This is a genomic window from Intrasporangium sp. (assembly GCF_040414665.1).
Classification (GTDB): Bacteria; Actinomycetota; Actinomycetes; order Actinomycetales; family Dermatophilaceae; genus Intrasporangium.
Genome location: NZ_JBEDUL010000165.1, coordinates 32127 through 49895, shown reverse-complemented (window position 1 = coordinate 49895; position 17769 = coordinate 32127). Strand labels below are relative to the sequence as shown.

The window sequence follows — 17769 nt, the reverse complement described above, 5'->3', positions numbered from 1 at the left end:
GCGGCATACGGACATATGTCTGGCGACGGTCCCGGCTCACGTACCCTGTCCGCCATGCACCCCGCGGTGAAGCTCGTCGTCATCCTGGCCATCGTCGTGGTCGTCGCCGTCCTCTACGGGCGGATCTTCGGCCGGCGGGACCGCGAGGAGCGGTACATCGGCCTCACCGACGCCGTGCGCACCAAGGTCAGCCGGGAGATCAGCGCCGGTCACAAGATCAACGCGATCAAGATCTACCGCGAGGCCACGGGTGCGCCCCTGGCCGACGCCAAGCGGGCGGTCGACTCGTGGTTCGTGCCGGGCCAGGGTCCCGGCGTGCGGGACGCTGCCGCATCGTGGTCCGAGGGACGGCTCACCGCCGAGGCCCGGGCCCGGATCAGCGACCTGGTGGTGGCCGGACGACGGGAGGACGCCATGGCCCTCTATGCCGAGGCGACCGGCGCCAGCGACTCGGAGGCGCAGGCGATCATCCGGTCGTGGGACACGACGCAGAACTACTGAGAGTCTGAGACCCGCGCGATGCACCGCCTGTCCCTCTACGGCACGACCGGCCCTTTCACGAGGCGGATGCTCGCCGCCGTGCTCTTCGGCCAGTCCATCAGCGTCTTCTTCGGCGCTCTCGTCGCCCGCGCCGTCGCCGCGACGGGTCCGGACTGGGGGCTCTCGACGACCTATCTCATCGTCGGCAGCGGCCTTGCCGTCCTCAGCCTCGTCGCCGCGGCGCTGATGCGCCGGCCCTACGGCGTCACCCTCGGCTGGATCGTCCAGGTGCTGACCCTTGCGAGCGCCCTGGTCGTGTCGGCGATGCTCGTCGTCGGACTGATCTTCCTCGCCATGTGGATCGCCTTCCTCATCATGGGCTCTCGCATCGACGAGGCGCAGGCCGATCGGCTCGGAGGCGCCGAGGAGCCCGCCGATAGGGTGGAGGAGTGACCATCGAACGATCCCTCGTCCTCGTCAAACCCGACGGTTTCCAGCGCCGGCTCACCGGGGAGGTCCTGCGGCGCATCGAGTCCAAGGGCTACTCGCTCGTGGCGCTCTCGATCCTGACCCCCACCCGCGAGCAGCTCGCCGTCCACTACGCGGAGCACGAGGGCAAGCCGTTCTATGAGCCGCTTGTCGAGTTCATGAGCTCCGGGCCGGTCGCCGCTGCGGTCATCGAGGGGCAGGACTGCGTCAAGGGCTTCCGGTCGCTGGCGGGCGCCACGAACCCCACCGACGCCGCACCGGGAACGATCCGGGGCGACCTCGGCCGTGACTGGGGGCTCAAGGTCCAGCAGAACATCGTCCACGGCTCCGACTCGCCCGAGTCCGCCGAGCGAGAGATCGGCATCTGGTTCCCGGCTCTCTGAGGCAGTCGGGCCGGCGTTTCGGCGTGCTGCGCCGGGACGGCTGGTGCGTCGATGCCCGAGGATGTCTCTCGTGGACGACTACCTGAGATCAGACGCTCGGGTCATCGACGCGCTCGACCGGGCCTGGGATCGCAGCCGCATGGGGATCGCCAGCCGCATCGGCCGGGTGCGCTCGCGGGCCTTCCTGCTCGTCCAGAGCGCCCTGGCCGCCGGTGTCGCCTGGTGGGTGGCGAGCGAGGTCTTCGCGCACGCCACACCGTTCTTCGCGCCCATCGTCGCCGTGGTCTGCCTCGGCATCTCCTACGGCCAGCGCCTCCGCCGCGTCATCGAGGTGGCCATCGGCGTGGCCGTCGGTGTCTTCACCGCTGACCTCTTCGTCAGCATTGCCGGGACCGGTGGCTGGCAGATCTCCGCCGTCGTCATCGTCGCGATGAGCCTGGCCCTGCTCGTCGGCGGCAGCCCAGTCCTCGTCATGCAGGCGGGCGTTCAGGGGATCGTCGTGGCCGCACTGGCGCCGACTCCGGGGCAGGCGTTCACGCGCTGGACCGACGCCCTCATCGGCGGAGGCGTGGCTCTCGTCGCCGCCAGCATTGCCCCGCAAGCGCCACTGCGCCGCCCGCGGGTCGCGGCGTCAGAGGTCGCCCGCAAGATCAGCGAGCTGCTCCGGCGCGCCGCGGCGAGCGCCGACGACCGGGACGTGGAAGCCGCCGCGCAAGTGCTCGCCTCGGCCCGCGAGACGGAGGCGCTGCTTCGGGAGCTGACGACGGCCGCCGACGAGGGGCTCTCCGTCCTGCACAGCTCGCCGTTCTCGCGGAAGCAGGCCCCCGGCATCCGCAAGATGGCCGATCTCATCGAACCGTTGGACCTGGCCATGCGCAGCACCCGCGTGCTGATTCGCAAGGTCACCGCGGTGGTGGGCCGGGGCGATGACCTGCCGCCCGGATATCGCGAGGTGATCGGCCAGCTGGCCGATGCAACCGACGTCATCGCCCGCGCCCTGCGAGAGAACGCGAGTCCCGACATCGCCAGGAAGGCGGTCCTCGAGGCGGCGATCGCGACGTCGTCCCTGCCGCGCACCGACAACCTCGTCACGGAAACCGTCCTGGCGCAGCTTCGTTCCGTCGTCGTCGACCTGCTCCAGGTCACTGGCCTCGATGTCGACGAGGCGATAGCCGCCCTGCCGCGTGAGCGTCCCCGTGAGTGAGAGTGCGTGGCGCGAGCAGCCGGTCGAGCCGACCCGGACGGCGCCATGGCCGGCACGCCAGCCCCGATAGGCTGTCGCCATGGCTGATTTCGATGTCGTTGTGCTCGGTGCCGGACCCGGAGGCTACGTCGCGGCGATCCGCGCGGCCCAGCTCGGCAAGAAGGTTGCGGTCGTGGAGAAGCGGTACTGGGGCGGCGTCTGCCTCAACGTCGGCTGCATTCCCAGCAAGGCACTCCTGCGCAACGCGGAGATCGCCCACATCATCACGCACGAGAAGAAGACCTTCGGGATCGAGGGTGACGCGACGATGTCGTACGCCACGACCCATTCGCGCAGCCGCGGCGTCGCCGACGCGAGCGCCAAGGGCGTGCACTACCTGATGAAGAAGAACAAGATCGAGGAGGTCGACGGCTGGGGCGCGATCACCAGCGCGACCTCGATGGACGTGGCTCTCAATGATGGCTCCTCACGCACCATCAGCTTCGACAACCTCATCATCGGCACCGGGGCCACGGTGCGAATGCTCCCCGGCATGCAGGTCAGCCCGAATGTCGTCACCTACGAGGAGCAGATCCTCGACGCGAACCTCCCCGGCTCGATCGTCATCGGTGGCTCCGGCGCCATCGGCGTCGAGTTCGCCTACGTGCTCACCAACTTCGGTGTGGACGTGACGATCGTCGAGTTCCTCGACCGCATGGTGCCGACCGAGGACGCGGACGTGTCCAAGGAACTGCTCAAGCAGTACAAGAAGCTCGGCGTCAAGGTCATGCTCTCCACGGCGGTCCAGAACGTCGAGGACACCGGCTCCGGCGTGCGCGTCACGGTGACGCCGGCAGGAGGGGGCGACGAGCAGGTCCTCGAGGCGGACAAGTTCCTCGCCGCGTTCGGCTTCGCTCCGCGCATCGAGGGCTATGGCCTCGAGAGCCTTGGGCTCACGATGACCGACCGCGGTGCCATCGAGGTCGATGGGCGGTGCCGCACGAGTGTGCCGAACGTCTTCGCGATCGGTGACGTCACCGGCAAGCTGATGCTGGCGCACACGGCCGAGGCGATGGGCGTCGTGGCGGCGGAGACGATCGGCGATGCCGAGACCATGGAGCTCAACTACGACATGATCCCGCGAGCGACCTTCTGCCAGCCCCAGATTGCCTCGTTCGGATACTCCGAGGCGCAGGCCCGGGAGAAGGGCTACGACGTCAAGACCGCAGCCTTCCCGTTCTCCGCCAACGGCAAGGCCCGCGGGATGGCCGAGGGCGTGGGCTTCGTCAAGATCGTCGCGGACGCCGAGCACAACGAGCTCCTCGGCGCGCACCTGATCGGCCCCGAGGTCACTGAGCTGCTGCCCGCGCTCACCCTCGCCCAGATGTGGGACCTCACCGCCGACGAGGTCGCGCGCAACGTGTTCGCGCACCCCACGCTCAGCGAGGCGATGAAGGAGGCCATCGAGGGAATCGCCGGCCACATGATCAACCTCTGAGGCACACGACAAACGCCCCTGCCGTATGCCGCTGGGCTCGTCCCGCTTCGAGTTCAGTTCCGAGCGGGGCTGAGTCGGCGTCGGGCTGGGTCCTCCTCGAGTGTGCACTTCGCGTCGGGCTGGGTCCTCCTCGAGTGTGCACTTCGTGACGCATTGCCGCCTGGCGCGAACTGCACAGTCGACCGAGGGGGTCGACACAGCGCCGAGTGCACAGTCGACCAAGGGGTCGACACGGCGCGAACTGCACAGTCGACCGGGAAGTGCGGTCGGCCCTCGTCCCCTCTGGGTCGAGTGTGCAGTTTGCGCCTGATCAGGCCGGAGTGCGGTCGTCCTCGAGGTGGGTCCCGACGGCTTGCGCGAGCAGGGGGTCGACGTCCGGGTGTCCTTCTCTGACCCGCTCGGTGATCGCGCGACGCATCCGGGGATCCCAGAACCGGGCCAGGTGTCCCGCGACCGCTGCCGTCGCCGCCTCGTCCGGAAGATGACGGAAGGCGCGGCAGATGTCGTTGCCCAGGCGAATCTCGGGCGGCAGGTGTGCGGTCACCGCGACCCCACCGCCTCGGCGGCGTGGGCGAGCGCCTCGTCGCCGGCATTGGCGACGCCGACCTGGACCGCGGTGACCTTGTACTCCGGGCAGTTCGTGGCCCAGTCCGAGTTCTCGGTCGTGACGACGTTCGCGCCCGTGACGGGGTGGTGGAAGGTCGTGTAGACGACGCCCGGCTGCATTCGCTCGGAGACGACCGCGTGCAGAGTCGTCGTCCCGACCCGGCTGGTCAGCTCGACCCGGTCGCCGCTTCGGATGCCCCTCACCTCGGCGTCCGCCGGGTGGATCTCGAGGACGTCCTCGGGATGCCACGTCTCGTTGGCCGTCCGCCGGGTCTGTGCTCCGACGTTGTACTGGGTCAGAATGCGACCGGTCGTCAGGATGAGCGGATAGCGGCGGCTCGTCGTCTCGGTAGTCGGGACGTAGACCGTCGGGATGAGTCTGCCCTTGCCACGGACGAACTCGCCGACGTGCATCGTGGGCGTGCCGAGCGGTGCCCCGTCGTTGCACGGCCACTGCATGCTTCCCTCGGAGTCGAGGCGGGCGAAGGAGATGCCGGCGAAGGTGGGAGTCGTCGCGGCGATCTCATCCATGATGGCCGCCGCATCGGGGTACGACATGGGGAATCCCATGGCAGTGGCGATGTCGCAGACGATCTCCCACTCGTCCTTGCCGGTGCGGCTCTGGAGCACCGGGCGGACTCGGTTGAGGCGCCGCTCGGCGTTGGTGAACGTACCGTCCTTCTCGAGGAAGGACGTGCCCGGGAGGAAGACGTGCGCGTACTTCGCGGTCTCGTTGAGGAAGAGGTCCTGCACCACGACGAGCTCCATCGAGGTCAGCGCCTCGCGCACGTGGTTGAGGTTGGGATCGGACTGGGCGATGTCCTCTCCCTGGACGTAGAGGCCCTTGAACGAGCCGCCAATTGCGGCGTCGAACATGTTGGGGATCCGTAGCCCCGGCTCAGGGTCGAGCGGGAGGCCCCACATCGACTCGTAGATGTTGCGGACGTCGTCGAGCCCGATGTGGCGGTAGCCCGGCAGCTCGTGCGGGAAGGAGCCCATGTCGCAGGAGCCCTGCACGTTGTTCTGTCCGCGGAGCGGGTTGACGCCGACCCCTTCCCGCCCGACGTTGCCCGTGATCATGGCCAGGTTGGCCAGGCCCATGACCATCGTCGAGCCCTGACTGTGCTCGGTGACACCGAGCCCGTAGTAGATCGCGGAGTTCGGTCCCGCGGCGTACAGCCGTGCAGCAGCGCGCAACTCCGCCGGGTCGATTCCCGTCGCAGCGGCGGTCGCTTCGGGAGAGTTCTCCTCGCCGACGATGAAGGCGAGGTACTCGTCGACGTTCTCGCACCGCGAGCGCAGATACTCCTCGTCGTGCAGTCCCTCTGTGACGATGGCGTGTGCCATCGCGTTGATGAAGGCGACGTTGCTCCCAGGGAGAAGCGGCAGGTGGTGCGTCGCCTCCACGTGCGGTGATCGGACGAGATCGATACGACGGGGGTCGGCGACGATGATCCGCGCGCCTTCTCTGAGGCGCCGCTTCATTCGCGACGCGAAAACGGGGTGCGCGTCCGTCGGGTTGGCCCCGATGAGCAGCATGACGTCACAGTGCTCGACGGAGGCGAAGTCCTGAGTGCCGGCCGACGTCCCGAACGTCTGGTTGAGGCCATACCCGGTGGGTGAGTGGCACACCCGCGCGCACGTGTCGATGTTGTTGTTGCGGAAGGCGGCTCGCACCATCTTCTGGACGACGTAGACCTCCTCGTTCGTGCAGCGCGAAGACGAGATGCCGCCGATGGACCCGACGCCGTGCCGCGCTTGGATGTCCTTGAATCCGGAGGCGATCCGCTCGATCGCCTCGTCCCACGATGTGGTGCGCCAGTCATCGTGGATCGAGTCGCGGACCATCGGCGCGAGCTGTCGGTCACGGTGCGAGGCGTATCCATAGGCGAAGCGACCTTTGACGCACGAGTGGCCCTCGTTCGCGCCCCCTGCCTTGCTCGGCATCATCCGGACCACTCGGGTCTTCTCGCCCGTGCCTTGCACCTCGGCCCGGAAGGAGCAGCCCACGCCGCAATAGGCGCAGGTCGTGTCGACGGACCGAGTCGGCATGCCCAGCTCGATGACGGACTTCTCAGTCAAGGCGTCGGTCGGACATGCCTGCACGCAGGCGCCGCATGAGACACACTCCGAATCTAGGAAGCTCCTCGCTCCGCCCGCCGATACGCGAGAGTCGAAGCCGCGTCCCTCGACGGTGAGGGCGAACGTCCCTTGGACCTCCGAACAGGCCCGGACGCAGCGCGAACACACGATGCACGCCTTCGGGTCGTAGGCGAAGTACGGGTTCGACACATCAACGGGATCGGACAGGTGGTTTGCCACGTCGAGGCCGTAGCGCACCTCGGCCACGCCGACCTGCCGCGCCAACCCTTGCATCTCGCAGTTCCCGCGGGCGCACCCAGGACAGTCGGTCGGATGGTCGGACAGGTAGAGCTCCATGACCCCACGACGCAGGTCGCGCACCTGCTCGCTCTGCGTCGATACGACCATGCCGTCGACGCAGGGTGTCGTGCACGAGGCCGGCGTCCCCTTGCCGCCCTCGACCTCGACGAGGCACAGCCGACACGAGCCGAAGGCCTTGAGGGAGTCTGTCGCACACAGCTTCGGGATCGCGATGCCCGCCTCCGAGGCCGCGCGAAGGACCGAGGTCCCGGGCGCGACGTCGATGCCGATGTCGTCGATGGTGACGTGCGCCGTGGGCGCGCCGCTGACGGGGGGAGTGCCGTAGTCCGGCTCGGGGGAGTACGGGTCCATCCCATGGGACGCATAGGACGCGCGGGACGCCTGGGACGTGGTCATGGGGTCCTCCTGTCGAAGTCCTCCGCGAAGTGCCGGATCGCGCTCTGCACCGGCATCGGGGTGAGGCCGCCCATGGCACAGAGCGACCCTTTCGTCATCGTGGTGCACAGGTCGTCGAGGAGAAGCAGATTCCGCTCCCGGTCGGTCCCGGCGATGATGCGGTCGATCGTCTCGACGCCGCGGACCGAGCCGACGCGACACGGCGTGCACTTGCCGCAGGACTCCTTGGCGCAGAACTCCATGGCGAACCGGGCCATCCGCGCTGCGTCGAACGTGTCGTCGAAGACGACGATCCCGCCGTGCCCGAGCATGCCACCGGCCTCGAGGAGGGCCTCGTAGTCCATCGCCACGTCGAGGCGGTCCGCGGGGAGATAGGCACCCAGCGGCCCACCGACCTGCACCGCCCGCACCGGCCGGCCGGACAACGTGCCGCCGCCGAAGTCGTGGACGAGCTCACGCAGCGACACCCCGAAGTCGGTCTCGACGATGCCGCCCTGCCGAATGTTGCCAGCGAGCTGGAAGACCTGCGTGCCGCGCGAGCGCCCGGAGCCGAGCGCCGCGTACGCCGCGCCGCCATCGGCGAGGATCATCGGGACTGCGGCGAAGGTGAGCACGTTGTTGACGACCGTCGGCCGGCCGAACAGCCCGTCGATGGCCGGGATCGGTGGCTTGGCCCGCACCTCGCCACGTCGGCCCTCGAGCGATTCGAGCATCGAGGTCTCCTCGCCGCAGATGTAGGCCCCGGCGCCGAGGCGAACGAAGAGGTCGAACGATAGCTCGCTGCCCTGGATGCGCTCGCCGAGCCACCCGTGGGCGTAGGCGACGTCGATGGCTCTGCGGAGCACCGCCGCCGCGGCCGGGTACTCGGACCGGCAGTAGATGTAACCCTCCCGCGCGCCGACCGCATGCGCAGTGATGAGCATCCCCTCGATGAGCGTGAAGGGGTCGCCCTCGGCGAGCATCCGATCGGCAAAAGTCCCACTGTCGCCCTCGTCGAGGTTGCAGCACACGAACTTCAGGTCGGCCGACGACTCGAGGACCGTGCGCCACTTCACCCCGGTGGGGAACCCGGCACCACCACGGCCACGCAGGCCGGACGCGGTGACCTCCTCCACCACCGTCGCCGGATCGAGCTCGAGTGCCCTGCGCAGCCCGGCCCACCCACCATGCGCCTCGTAGTCGGCGATGCTCGTCGGCTCGATGACCCCGACTCGCGCAAAGGAGATCCGTCGCTGCCGGGAGAGCCACGGGTGCTCGTCCACGACGCCGATCGACCCACCGATCGCCGCCCCGGAGAGCATCCCCTCGTCCACCAGCCCGACCACAACACCCGGGGTGACGTTCGGGTACCCGACTCGGCCGTGGGGTGTCTCCACCTCCACGAGCGGCTCGAGCCAGAGCATCCCCCGGGAGCCCGTGCGCACCACGTCGACGCCGGCGTAGTCCTCAAGTGCTGCGGCAACCTCGTCCGCCCCGACGGCGACCGCACTTGAGTCGCCGGGCACGTACACCGTGACGTCGCGCGTGGTGCTCATCGCGTCCACCCCCGCGTGAGACCGAGCAGTCGCTCTGGCGAGAGCCGACCGTGGAGGCGGCCGTCGATCATCCCGGAGGGGCCGAGCGCACAGTTGCCGAGGCAGAAGACCTCGTCCACCTCGACGTCCCCCCGGCCTGCGAACTCACGCCGCGCGTCGGCGTACAGCGTCTCCGCGCCGACGGACTGACAGGCCTCGGCCCGGCACAGGTGGACGGTGTGCTCCGCAGAAGACTCGGTGCGGAAGTCCTTGTAGAAGGACACGACGCCGTGGACATCGGCAATCGACAGGTTGAGCACGTCGGCGATCGCCTCGACGTCACTGCGCCCGATGTGGCCGAGCTCGGACTGGACGGCGTGCAGCACGACCATCAGGGGCCCGCGTTCGTCGGCATGCTGCTCGGCCAGCCGCCGAACCGTCTCGGTCCGTTGGAGATCCAGCCCGCTCTCCGGGCTCGTCGCGCGCGTCATCGTGCTCCCGTCGTTGGGTTCCTTCCGAGTCTATGAAGGTCCGTCGCAAAAGGCACCGCAAGCCTCTCCAGACGCGGAAACGCCCCCGCGTAGCGGGGGCGTTTCTCGATGGGCGAGCCTCGGCGCGCTTAGTACCAGTACTTGCGTCCGCCAACCGCGCGACCCGTGGCTCCCAGGATCCACAGCACCACACCGATGATGATCAGGATGATGCCGATCGTCGTGAGAATACTGATGCTGGCCAGCCATCCGATCAGCAGCAGGATGATTCCAAGGATGATCATGTGGTGCTTCGCTCCTTTGAGTAATTGCCCCGAGCACCGAGCACGTACCCGCGCTCTCACGCGTACAAACACTGAGCCGGCCACCCAGGTCACAGGTCCGTGGAAGCCAGCCCAGCGGCATACGGCGCCTGCCCTCAGAGGCGGCGTGCGGTGTACCAACCGCGGGAGTAGAAGCCGTCGTCGTCGAGCACGGACGTCCCCATGATGTCGCCCATCGTCGGACCGTTCGCGCCAGCCCGGCTGGAGAGGAACCGGTGCCGCCCGAATGAGTCGATTCCGAGGTACATCCCCATGTGGTCGAGCACCCCGCCGTTCTCAGTCTGGAAAAAGACCAGATCTCCGATCTGGAGTGCGTCGTAGTCGGTTGCGGTGCGTCCCTTGTCGGGCACCACGACCACTCCGGGGCCATGCTTGGCGATGGCGTAGGCACGTCGCGGGAGCCCCGGGCCGGCGTCGTTCGAGCCACGCAGCTTCAGCCCCATCCGGTACCCCAGCACCATGCGCCAGTAGCCGGAGCAGTCGAGCGAACCGTAACGTCGGGCCTCGGCACGCTCGAGCCCCACATCGGGAAACCTCCAGTCGATGCCGAGGTAGTCGTAGAAGTCGTTCGCCTCGAGTCGGCCCGACCCCGTCTTGTTCGGGGGTCCGAACGAGGCGTCACCCTTGATGCGCAGACCGTCCTTCTTGCCGTCCGGGGCACCCTGGACGTACTCGAAGGCGATGCCCAGCACGTCCTTCGCCTTGCTCTGACGGATGGCGTCGAACCAGGGTTGGAACCAGTCATCCCGTTCCGCACCCTTTGACCACTCTCTCGGCGCCAGCCGCACCCAGTTGGTCGTGGTCACCGTCGCCTCGGTGGCCGTCGGCTCCTCGAACGTCCGCTCCGGTCCGGTGACAACCACCGTGCGGGCGCCGTCCGTGAACGTCGCGACCACCTGTCCGGAACCGTCCTTGACCACCGTCCGAGGCGGGTCGGACAGACGTTCGTAGACCAGCTCCGCCGCGGGGGCATCGCTGACGCCTTCAGCGCCCGTCGTGTTGTGCGCCGAGTCAGACACGTGGAGCGCGGCTGGATCCGTGGCGCAGGCGCCCAGCCCGAGCACAGCGGCCAAGGCGACGGCAACGGACCGAAGTTGGCGCGACCGCCCCGCGCGGGGGTGGCGTTTCGTCGAGTGGTGCACGCGTGCTTTTCCTCAGGAGCCAGTGAGTAGGTGCAGAACTGAGCCAACTGGGCCAAGGCACAGGACAGCGTCGAGGCTACCAGCAGCCTGTGGCGTGAACGCGTCGGCACCATCTGGGCTGGTACAGTCGACGGCGGCCTGCCGCTTGGGGGAAGCCTGGTCACATCTGACCACCCGGCCCCTACCCGGACAGAGGAACAGTGACGGACACCTACCGGTCCCTGCGCGCTCACCCGAGACCCGCCCCGGACGCGGATCTGCTCGCCTCGTGCGCCCGCGCAGCAGCCGCGCTTCCGGGCAGCCGACTGGCGGTTGCCTCCCTCGGCCCCGACAGCACCCGTTGGTGGCCCAGGGAAGAGATCGACCGCCCCTCGCCTGAGGGGCCGGTGGCCACCCACCTGCTTTCCACGCTCCTTGCCCGGATCACTTTCCCGGTCATCGCCTACGACCTCGCGGACCATGCGGCGACCGCGGGACTGTCCACCTGGGACCTGGAGGGCCTCGCCTCAGCCGTCCTCGTGCCGGTGCGGGACTCAGCGGGCAAGGCGTGCGGCCTGGTTGCCGTCTTCGACCGAGTGCTCAGGGACTGGACTGACGACGACGTACGTCATCTGCTGTCGGTCGCCGACCTGCTCTCCGCTCGCGCGAGCAGCATGGAGCGCTTGTCCGCCGCGAACGCGATTGCCCAGGCCGCGACGGATCTGGAGAGGTGCGTCAACACGGGTCGACTCCAGGCACTCGTGGATGCCGGTCGCGGCGCTGCAGACGCCACGATCCAGCGACGGGCCGGCGAGGCAGGCACCCTGCTCGAGCGGGCCGCCACGCTGGCCGGCCGGCTCCGTAGTTCCATCCGTGCTGCCGGCCCGCTGGGCGCGAGCCCGGACAGGTTCGACCTCGTGGCCGTGGTGGAGCAGGCCGCCGGCGATGCCGCTCGTCTGCAGGGCGTTCCGGCGCCGCAGGTCTACGGCGCAGAGAGCCCGCTGCCCGTCGAGGGAGCTCCGAGGGAGGCCCACACCGCCGTGGTTCGTACCGTCAGCGCCGCCCTCGCCGTCGTCGGACCGGAAGACGTAGCCGCCGTGGTGGCCACGCGCGGTGCCGACACGGCGAGCCTCGAAGGAACCGTTGTCGCAGAGGTGACCATCGACGTTCGAGGTGCCTCCCTCGGTCTCACTGACCTGAGCCGAGCGGCGGCCGGCCGCGTCGACACCGATCGCTCCCCACGTGGCGCAGGGCGAGGGGTTGGCGTGAGCCTTTCCGTCACGGGTACCGAGACGCGACTGGTCGGCCCGGGGATCTACGCCGTGGCCTCCCCCGTGGGCACCCGCATCGTGCTGTCCTGGCCGGTGGATCTGGGGTGACGCGTGCACGTTCTTGATCAAGCCGCCGCTCCGTGGGCTGGGGAGCTCATCTCTGGTCTCGTCGCCTCAGCACTCTTCGCCGTTGTCTTCGCGCTGGCGAAGTGGCGCCTCCGAGGGGGTGACGACCGTGTCGGACCGAGCAACGACGGCCTGGACTGAGTTCCGGCCCCGCTTCACGATGGCCGTCATCGCGGTCTTCGGCGCGGGTGTCCTCGTCGGCGTCGAGACCGGCGTGGGTCGCATCATGCTCGCCGTCGTGATCCTGGCCGCCATGGGGGCATCGCTGGCGCGCGACGGCTACCTCGGCGTCGTCATCGGACTGGTCGGTGCGGCAGGGCTCATCGTGCTCAAGAGGCTGAGCGGCGACTTCGCTGCGCGTGAGTTCTTCGTCATCGGAGCCGAGGTCCTGACGGTGATCGTCGCGGCGTGGGTCGTGGGCATCCTGGGTGAACACCTGAGAACCTCGCTCGACCACGTGGCCAGGCCTGTCGTCGGCACGATCTCACCGGCGTCCAGCGCCCTCGGGGTGCTCAGCACCGACGTGGGAATGTTCCGCCTCGAGGAGGAGCTCGGGCGATTCCACCGCACCGGGGAGCCACTGTCCCTGGCCCTGGTCGAGTCCAGCCCGCTCGCCTATGCGTCCGACGTCGATGAGGATCCAGCCGTCGCAGCGGCTCGACGTGCCGTCGCTCGCAACGTCGAGTCGGTCACCGCCCAGCTGGATGTCGTCTTCGTCCTTGACGAGCGAACCCTCGCGGTCATCATGCCGTCGACGGACGCGGTGGCAGGCATGGAGGCGCTGGGACGTATCGCCCTCGCCGCCAGTGCCGCGACGTTCTCCGGACCGCTGGACCGAAGCCGACAGTTCGTAGCCGATCACCTCGCTCTGCGGACAGCGTTCGTCTCGGCGAGTGGCGCTGACGGTCGGGCCGATGGACTCGTGGACGAGGCGCTGGAGCTGCTGTCCGGAGGCACTGCCCAAGGCCAGCTCTCGGCATGATCACGTCGTTTGTCTGCCTCGGGATCCTCCTGCTCGCGGCTGCCGGAATCGTCACGCACTGGGCCACCGCTGTGCGTCAGCACCAACGACGGCTGGACCAGCTCGACGTGCGGATCCACGTCAACGGCATCCGGGGCAAGTCGTCGGTCACTCGTCTCGTCGCGGGCGTCCTCCGGGAGGGCGGGTTCGTCACGGTGGCCAAGACCACTGGTTCGGCTGCGCGCGTCATCGGCCCCATGGGCGAGGAGACGCCGATCATCCGGCGCGGCGCTCCGACGATCAACGAACAGATCGACGTCGTCGCCGCGCACGTCACGAGCGAGGTGGAGGCCATCGTCATCGAGTGCATGGCGGTGCGACCGCTCTACCAGAAGTACTCCCAGGACTTCATGGTGCGCTCGGACATCACCATCATCACCAACGTCCGTGAGGACCACCAGGAGGAGATGGGGGAGACCCTCGAGGAGATCGCCGACTCACTGTCCGCCACCATCCCGAGGAACGGCGTGCTCATCACCGCAGAGGACCGGGCTCATCTTCGGCAGCGGTTGGAGGACAACGCAGCCGTTCTCGGCTCGCGTCTGGTGCACGCCGACCCGCTCACCGTCAGCGACGAGGACATGGCTGGTTTCGACTACGTGCAGTTCAAGGAGAACGTCGCCATCGGCCTCGAGGTGGCGCGCCTGCTCGGCATTCCTCGCCAGCGTGCGATCGAGGGCATGTGGAAGTCCGTCCCGGACGTCGGAGTCGTCCGCCTCAAGTGGTACCCCGTTCGCGACAAGCAGGTCCTCTGGATCCCGCTGTTCGCGGCGAACGACCGGGAGAGCGTGATCGGCTCCTTCCGGACGCTTGCCCCGTACTTCCCGAAGGACGGGACGGTCGTCGCCCTGCTCAACAACCGGACCGACCGAGGACGGCGCGCGGAGCTCTTCGCCCAGATGGTGCCTCACGACCTTGCGCCCCAGCTGGATCACGTCATCACCCTCGGTGCCTACGAGTCGCAGGTCACCCGGACGATGGTCGAGGGCGGCTACCCGGCATCGCGGATCCACAGCTTCGGAGACGACGTCAAGCCGACTCTGGACGAGCTGCTCGACGGGATCGCCGACCTCATCCCGGGGCAGTCGGGCGTGCTGATCGGAATGGTCAACATCCACACGCATCAGGCGGAGCTGCTGCTGGAGCACTTCGCCGAGCACGACGGCGAGGAGGTCTTCGACGAGATCCTGGAGGCGAGTCGACCTCACCGGGCTCCTGCGGGCACCGCCCGTCTGCATCGCCTCGCATCGCGTCGGGTGCCCGTGACGACGAGGCGGTCCGACCGATGAGCAATGCCTACGTGCTCTCTCCTGACGTCGTCCGCCTCACGATCGTCGTCGGTGTGATGATCAGCGTCGTCTTCTATGAGAGGGCGCAGCTGACGACCGGCGGATCGATCGTCCCGGCCTACCTCGCGCTGTCGGCCGTGCGCCCCCTCGCCGTCGCCGTGACCCTGGGCGTGGGGTACGTCACGCATCTCATCGTCACCAAGGGGCTCGGCGCCCGGTGGATCCTCTATGGCCGGCGCAAGTTCGACGCCGAGGTGCTCGTCGGCCTGACCCTCATCATGGCGTGCACGCTGGTGGCGCATGCGCTGGGGGGGCTCGACCCAGCGCTGCTCGCACTGGCCGGAATCGGGTTCCTCGTCCCCGGGATCATCGCCCACGATATGGCTCGGCAGCGCCCGAGGCGGACGATGCTTGCCATTCTGGCGACCACGGGGATCCTCATCGCCTTCGCCTACGTCGTGTCCAGCATCCTGGCGATCCTGCCCGGCAACAAGCCGGTCGAGGCCGCCCAGCTGTCAGCCACGCTCGGCTACCCCCGCGAGCTGCTCATCGTCGCCGTGGCCCTCAGCGTCCTCGTCGGGATCCTCGTTCACGGGCGGCTCGGGATCCGCTCCGGCGGTTTCATCACGGGTGCCTACCTCGCACTGGTCAGTCCCCGGTGGGGCGACCTGCTGTTCACCGCCGCCGTCGCTGCGGTGACCTGGTTCGTCGTCGTCAAGCTGATGATGCCGCGGCTCCTGCTCTTCGGCCGCAGGAAGGTGTCCGCGATGATCCTCGTGGGAGCCCTCGTGGGCTGGAGCGCCGATCTCGCCATCCAGTGGGTCACCCACGGCCAGTACGTGCCGTGGCTCGGCCTCACCGTGGCCACGCTCATCGTCCCCTCGCTCATCGCCAACGACGCCCAGCGGCAGGGTTGGGAGCGCACGATCTGGGGCACCGTCCTCGTCGGGCTCGGTGTGTTCGGCTTGACCAACCTCATCGCGGCGGGGCTCGCCGGGGCAGGAGCTCTCTCATGACCCGGCGTTCCCCGGTGAGCCTTGCGCTGCCCGCCTTCGCGACCGTGGCCGTGGCGCTCTCCGTCACGGTCGTCGCCCAGCTGGCCGAGTCGCCGGTGGAGGCGGCCGACCCGCGATCGCTGATCACGGGGGTCGTGCGCAGCGAGGACGGCGCCGCGCTCGCCGGGGCAGAAGTGTGGCTCGGCGCCAACCGGGTGACGACGGGCAGCGACGGCCGCTTCTCGCTGGAGCACACCGCCGCGGCCGTGGTGACCGCTTCGGCGGAAGGACACCTGCCGAGGAGTGTGGCGGCGGAGCCCGGCTCCGCAACGGACCTGCGACTGACTGGCAAGCCGGACGAGACCGTCTCGCTGAGGTTTGGTGGTGACGTGATGTTCGGCCGCCGGTACTACGCCAACGTGGCCGGCCACGGCCCCATCCTCAAGCCCGGTGCGACGCCCAATGACATCGCCGGCCTCCTGTCCGGGATCGACCCGATCCTCGACGACGCGGACCTCACCGTCGTCAACCTGGAGACCGCCCTGGTCACGGACCCGTGGAACGGCGTCGGCAAACGCCCGAAGGGCCTGCACCCGACCAAGGACCTCGTCATCACCAGTTCGACCGCGTCGGCCAGAGCCCTCGCCGACGCCGGGGTCGAGGTCGTGTCACTGAGCAACAACCACACCTTCGACGGACTCGGCGCGGGGCTGAAGAGCACGATCGCCGCGCTCGACGCAGCCGGCGTCAAGCACTTCGGCGCTGGGCCGACCGTGGCGGAGGCGTGGAAACCCGCGATCCTGACGGTACGGGGGAACCGCGTCGCCTTTGTCGGCTGCACCACGGTCGACGGTCGGCACTCCGGAACCTCGTACGTCGCCGAAGCCCGGCACGGCGGCGCGGCGGAGTGCGATCCCGCACTGCTCACGGCGGCGGTCCACAAGGCACGGCAGGCAGCACCGCTCGTCGTTGTGACCATCCATGGCGGCGTGGAGTACCGGCGCTCGCAGACCCGCGAGGTCCGTGATCTCGCCCAGACGGCGAAACAGGCCGGGGCCCAACTCGTGGTGGGCAGCCATCCGCACGTTGTCGGCGGGCTCGTGCGCACCGGCCCCAGCCTGTTCGCGGAGTCTCTCGGCAACCTCGCCTTCGACCAGGACCTCTGGTCGACGCTGCCCTCCTATCTGCTGCGCGTCGATGCCCGGTTCAGTCCCAAGGGCGCAGCCCCAGGTGCGCAGCTGGTCAGGGCCGACATCGATCCCATCCTCATCGATGACTACCGCCCCCGGCCCGCGGTCGGAGCGCTGGCCGAGTCGGTGGCTCGCATCGCCTCTGGCTGGGTCGAGGGCGGGGCGGTGCTGCAGCCTCACGCCGCGGCGGTTCCCTTCGCCGGCGCGAAACCCCCGACCACGGCCAAGGCGGAGCTGGCCAAGGACGAGATCCGGCGCATCAGTCCCAGCTGGTGGCTCGCACCAGCCCCTGATCTCAAGGACCAGGTGAGGGCGGGCACCGACCTGCTCTTCGGCACGGGCTCCTTCGAGCCGACCGTCGTCGGAGCGTCCGAGGGAACGATCCCAGGCTGGTCCCCAGGCAAGTACGCCGCAGTGAGCGGCGACGCGTCGTGCCATCCGTCCGGCCGTGGGGTCCAGCTGGCACGTACGCCACTCAGCCTGGAGACGGCGGTGATGTCCCCGGATCACCGGTCTCCGGTCGTCCAGGGGCAGAAGCTCTCGCTGGTCGCCAACGTCCGCCAGGCGTCCGAGGGGAGCCGCCTCGAGGTTCACTGGTATGACGACATGGGCGGCCCGAGCACGATCAAGAGCTCGAGGCTGGAACTGCCCACGGGAGCCTGGTCGCAGGGGAGCTGCCAGCGGGTGCGGTTCGACCTCACGGCTCCCCGCAAGGCCGTTGCCGCGCAGGTCTTCATCGTGCTCGACGCCCCCGAGGGCGGACAGACGATCCGTCGGCTCGCCATCGATGACGTGAGTCTCATCGACTGGGCCCCTCAGGGCCGGTCGGGTCGTCGCTACGACGTCGTCGACGGGCTCCGCAACGGCACCGTGACGTTCCGCTCGGACGGCGGTGCCCCGGCGGGCAGCTCCCCGCTCGTCAGGTGAGTGCCCGGATGAGCCCGGCGGGGCTCCCCATGGGCCTGCTGGTCGTCGATTAGGGAACGGGGG

The 17769-nt window shown here is 68.9% G+C and carries 16 protein-coding genes; 10 read left to right on the top strand and 6 right to left on the bottom strand.

Features of this window, described 5'->3' with window-relative positions:
• Positions 1 to 54: 54 nt before the first annotated feature.
• From ABF401_RS17570 to lpdA, 5 genes are all read left to right on the top strand, one after another.
• A complete protein-coding gene (locus tag ABF401_RS17570) occupies positions 55 to 501 on the top strand; it encodes a hypothetical protein (RefSeq protein ID WP_353510877.1) in 447 nt (148 codons plus the stop codon).
• Positions 502 to 519: 18 nt separating this feature from the next.
• Positions 520 to 933 carry a DUF4233 domain-containing protein gene (locus tag ABF401_RS17565; RefSeq protein ID WP_353510876.1) on the top strand — a complete coding sequence of 138 codons (414 nt, stop codon included), beginning with the start codon at positions 520 to 522 and terminating at the stop codon, positions 931 to 933.
• Positions 930 to 1352 carry a nucleoside-diphosphate kinase gene (gene ndk, locus ABF401_RS17560; RefSeq protein WP_353510875.1) on the top strand — a complete coding sequence of 141 codons (423 nt, stop codon included), beginning with the start codon at positions 930 to 932 and terminating at the stop codon, positions 1350 to 1352. Before ABF401_RS17565 ends, ndk begins: the two co-directional genes overlap by 4 nt.
• 61 nt (positions 1353 to 1413) lie before the next feature.
• Positions 1414 to 2556: an FUSC family protein gene (locus ABF401_RS17555; RefSeq protein WP_353510874.1), complete on the top strand. Its 1143-nt coding sequence runs from the start codon at positions 1414 to 1416 to the stop codon at positions 2554 to 2556.
• 79 nt (positions 2557 to 2635) lie between these two features.
• Entirely contained in the window at positions 2636 to 4033 is a 1398-nt protein-coding gene (gene lpdA / locus ABF401_RS17550; RefSeq protein WP_353510873.1) for a dihydrolipoyl dehydrogenase, read from the top strand.
• 310 nt (positions 4034 to 4343) lie between these two features.
• On the opposite strand, the gene ABF401_RS17545 is transcribed toward lpdA, so the two are convergent.
• The 6 genes from ABF401_RS17545 to ABF401_RS17520 form a co-directional block, all read right to left on the bottom strand.
• Positions 4344 to 4577, bottom strand: coding sequence for a formate dehydrogenase subunit delta (locus ABF401_RS17545; RefSeq protein ID WP_353510872.1), 234 nt, complete (start codon positions 4575 to 4577; stop codon positions 4344 to 4346).
• On the bottom strand, positions 4574 to 7438 hold the full coding sequence (fdhF, locus tag ABF401_RS17540; protein ID WP_353510871.1) for a formate dehydrogenase subunit alpha: 2865 nt from the start codon (positions 7436 to 7438) through the stop codon (positions 4574 to 4576). The genes ABF401_RS17545 and fdhF overlap by 4 nt, the downstream gene beginning before the upstream one ends.
• A complete protein-coding gene (locus ABF401_RS17535; RefSeq protein ID WP_353510870.1) occupies positions 7435 to 8973 on the bottom strand; it encodes a formate dehydrogenase beta subunit in 1539 nt (512 codons plus the stop codon). The genes fdhF and ABF401_RS17535 overlap by 4 nt, the downstream gene beginning before the upstream one ends.
• Positions 8970 to 9443, bottom strand: coding sequence for an NAD(P)H-dependent oxidoreductase subunit E (locus ABF401_RS17530; RefSeq protein ID WP_353510869.1), 474 nt, complete (start codon positions 9441 to 9443; stop codon positions 8970 to 8972). Before ABF401_RS17530 ends, ABF401_RS17535 begins: the two co-directional genes overlap by 4 nt.
• Before the next feature lie 128 nt (positions 9444 to 9571).
• Complete coding sequence (locus tag ABF401_RS17525) at positions 9572 to 9727, bottom strand: hypothetical protein (RefSeq protein ID WP_353510868.1); 156 nt, start codon at positions 9725 to 9727, stop codon at positions 9572 to 9574.
• Positions 9728 to 9861: 134 nt separating this feature from the next.
• A complete protein-coding gene (locus ABF401_RS17520; protein ID WP_353510867.1) occupies positions 9862 to 10908 on the bottom strand; it encodes an NlpC/P60 family protein in 1047 nt (348 codons plus the stop codon).
• Between the two features lie 200 nt (positions 10909 to 11108).
• On the opposite strand from ABF401_RS17520, the gene ABF401_RS17515 reads away from it, so the two are divergent.
• The 5 genes from ABF401_RS17515 (at position 11109) to ABF401_RS17495 (ending at position 17706) form a co-directional block, all read left to right on the top strand.
• Positions 11109 to 12266 (top strand): hypothetical protein, encoded by a 1158-nt coding sequence (locus ABF401_RS17515; RefSeq protein ID WP_353510866.1) that lies wholly within the window; start codon positions 11109 to 11111, stop codon positions 12264 to 12266.
• 127 nt (positions 12267 to 12393) lie between these two features.
• The gene (locus ABF401_RS17510) at positions 12394 to 13266 is read left to right on the top strand and encodes a hypothetical protein (protein ID WP_353510865.1); all 873 of its coding nucleotides are present in this window, start codon (positions 12394 to 12396) and stop codon (positions 13264 to 13266) included.
• Complete coding sequence (gene pgsB, locus ABF401_RS17505) at positions 13263 to 14594, top strand: poly-gamma-glutamate synthase PgsB (protein WP_353510864.1); 1332 nt, start codon at positions 13263 to 13265, stop codon at positions 14592 to 14594. Before ABF401_RS17510 ends, pgsB begins: the two co-directional genes overlap by 4 nt.
• Positions 14591 to 15610: a poly-gamma-glutamate biosynthesis protein PgsC/CapC gene (locus ABF401_RS17500; protein ID WP_353510863.1), complete on the top strand. Its 1020-nt coding sequence runs from the start codon at positions 14591 to 14593 to the stop codon at positions 15608 to 15610. Before pgsB ends, ABF401_RS17500 begins: the two co-directional genes overlap by 4 nt.
• Entirely contained in the window at positions 15607 to 17706 is a 2100-nt protein-coding gene (locus tag ABF401_RS17495; protein WP_353510862.1) for a CapA family protein, read from the top strand. The genes ABF401_RS17500 and ABF401_RS17495 overlap by 4 nt, the downstream gene beginning before the upstream one ends.
• The last annotated feature ends 63 nt before the right edge of the window (positions 17707 to 17769 follow it).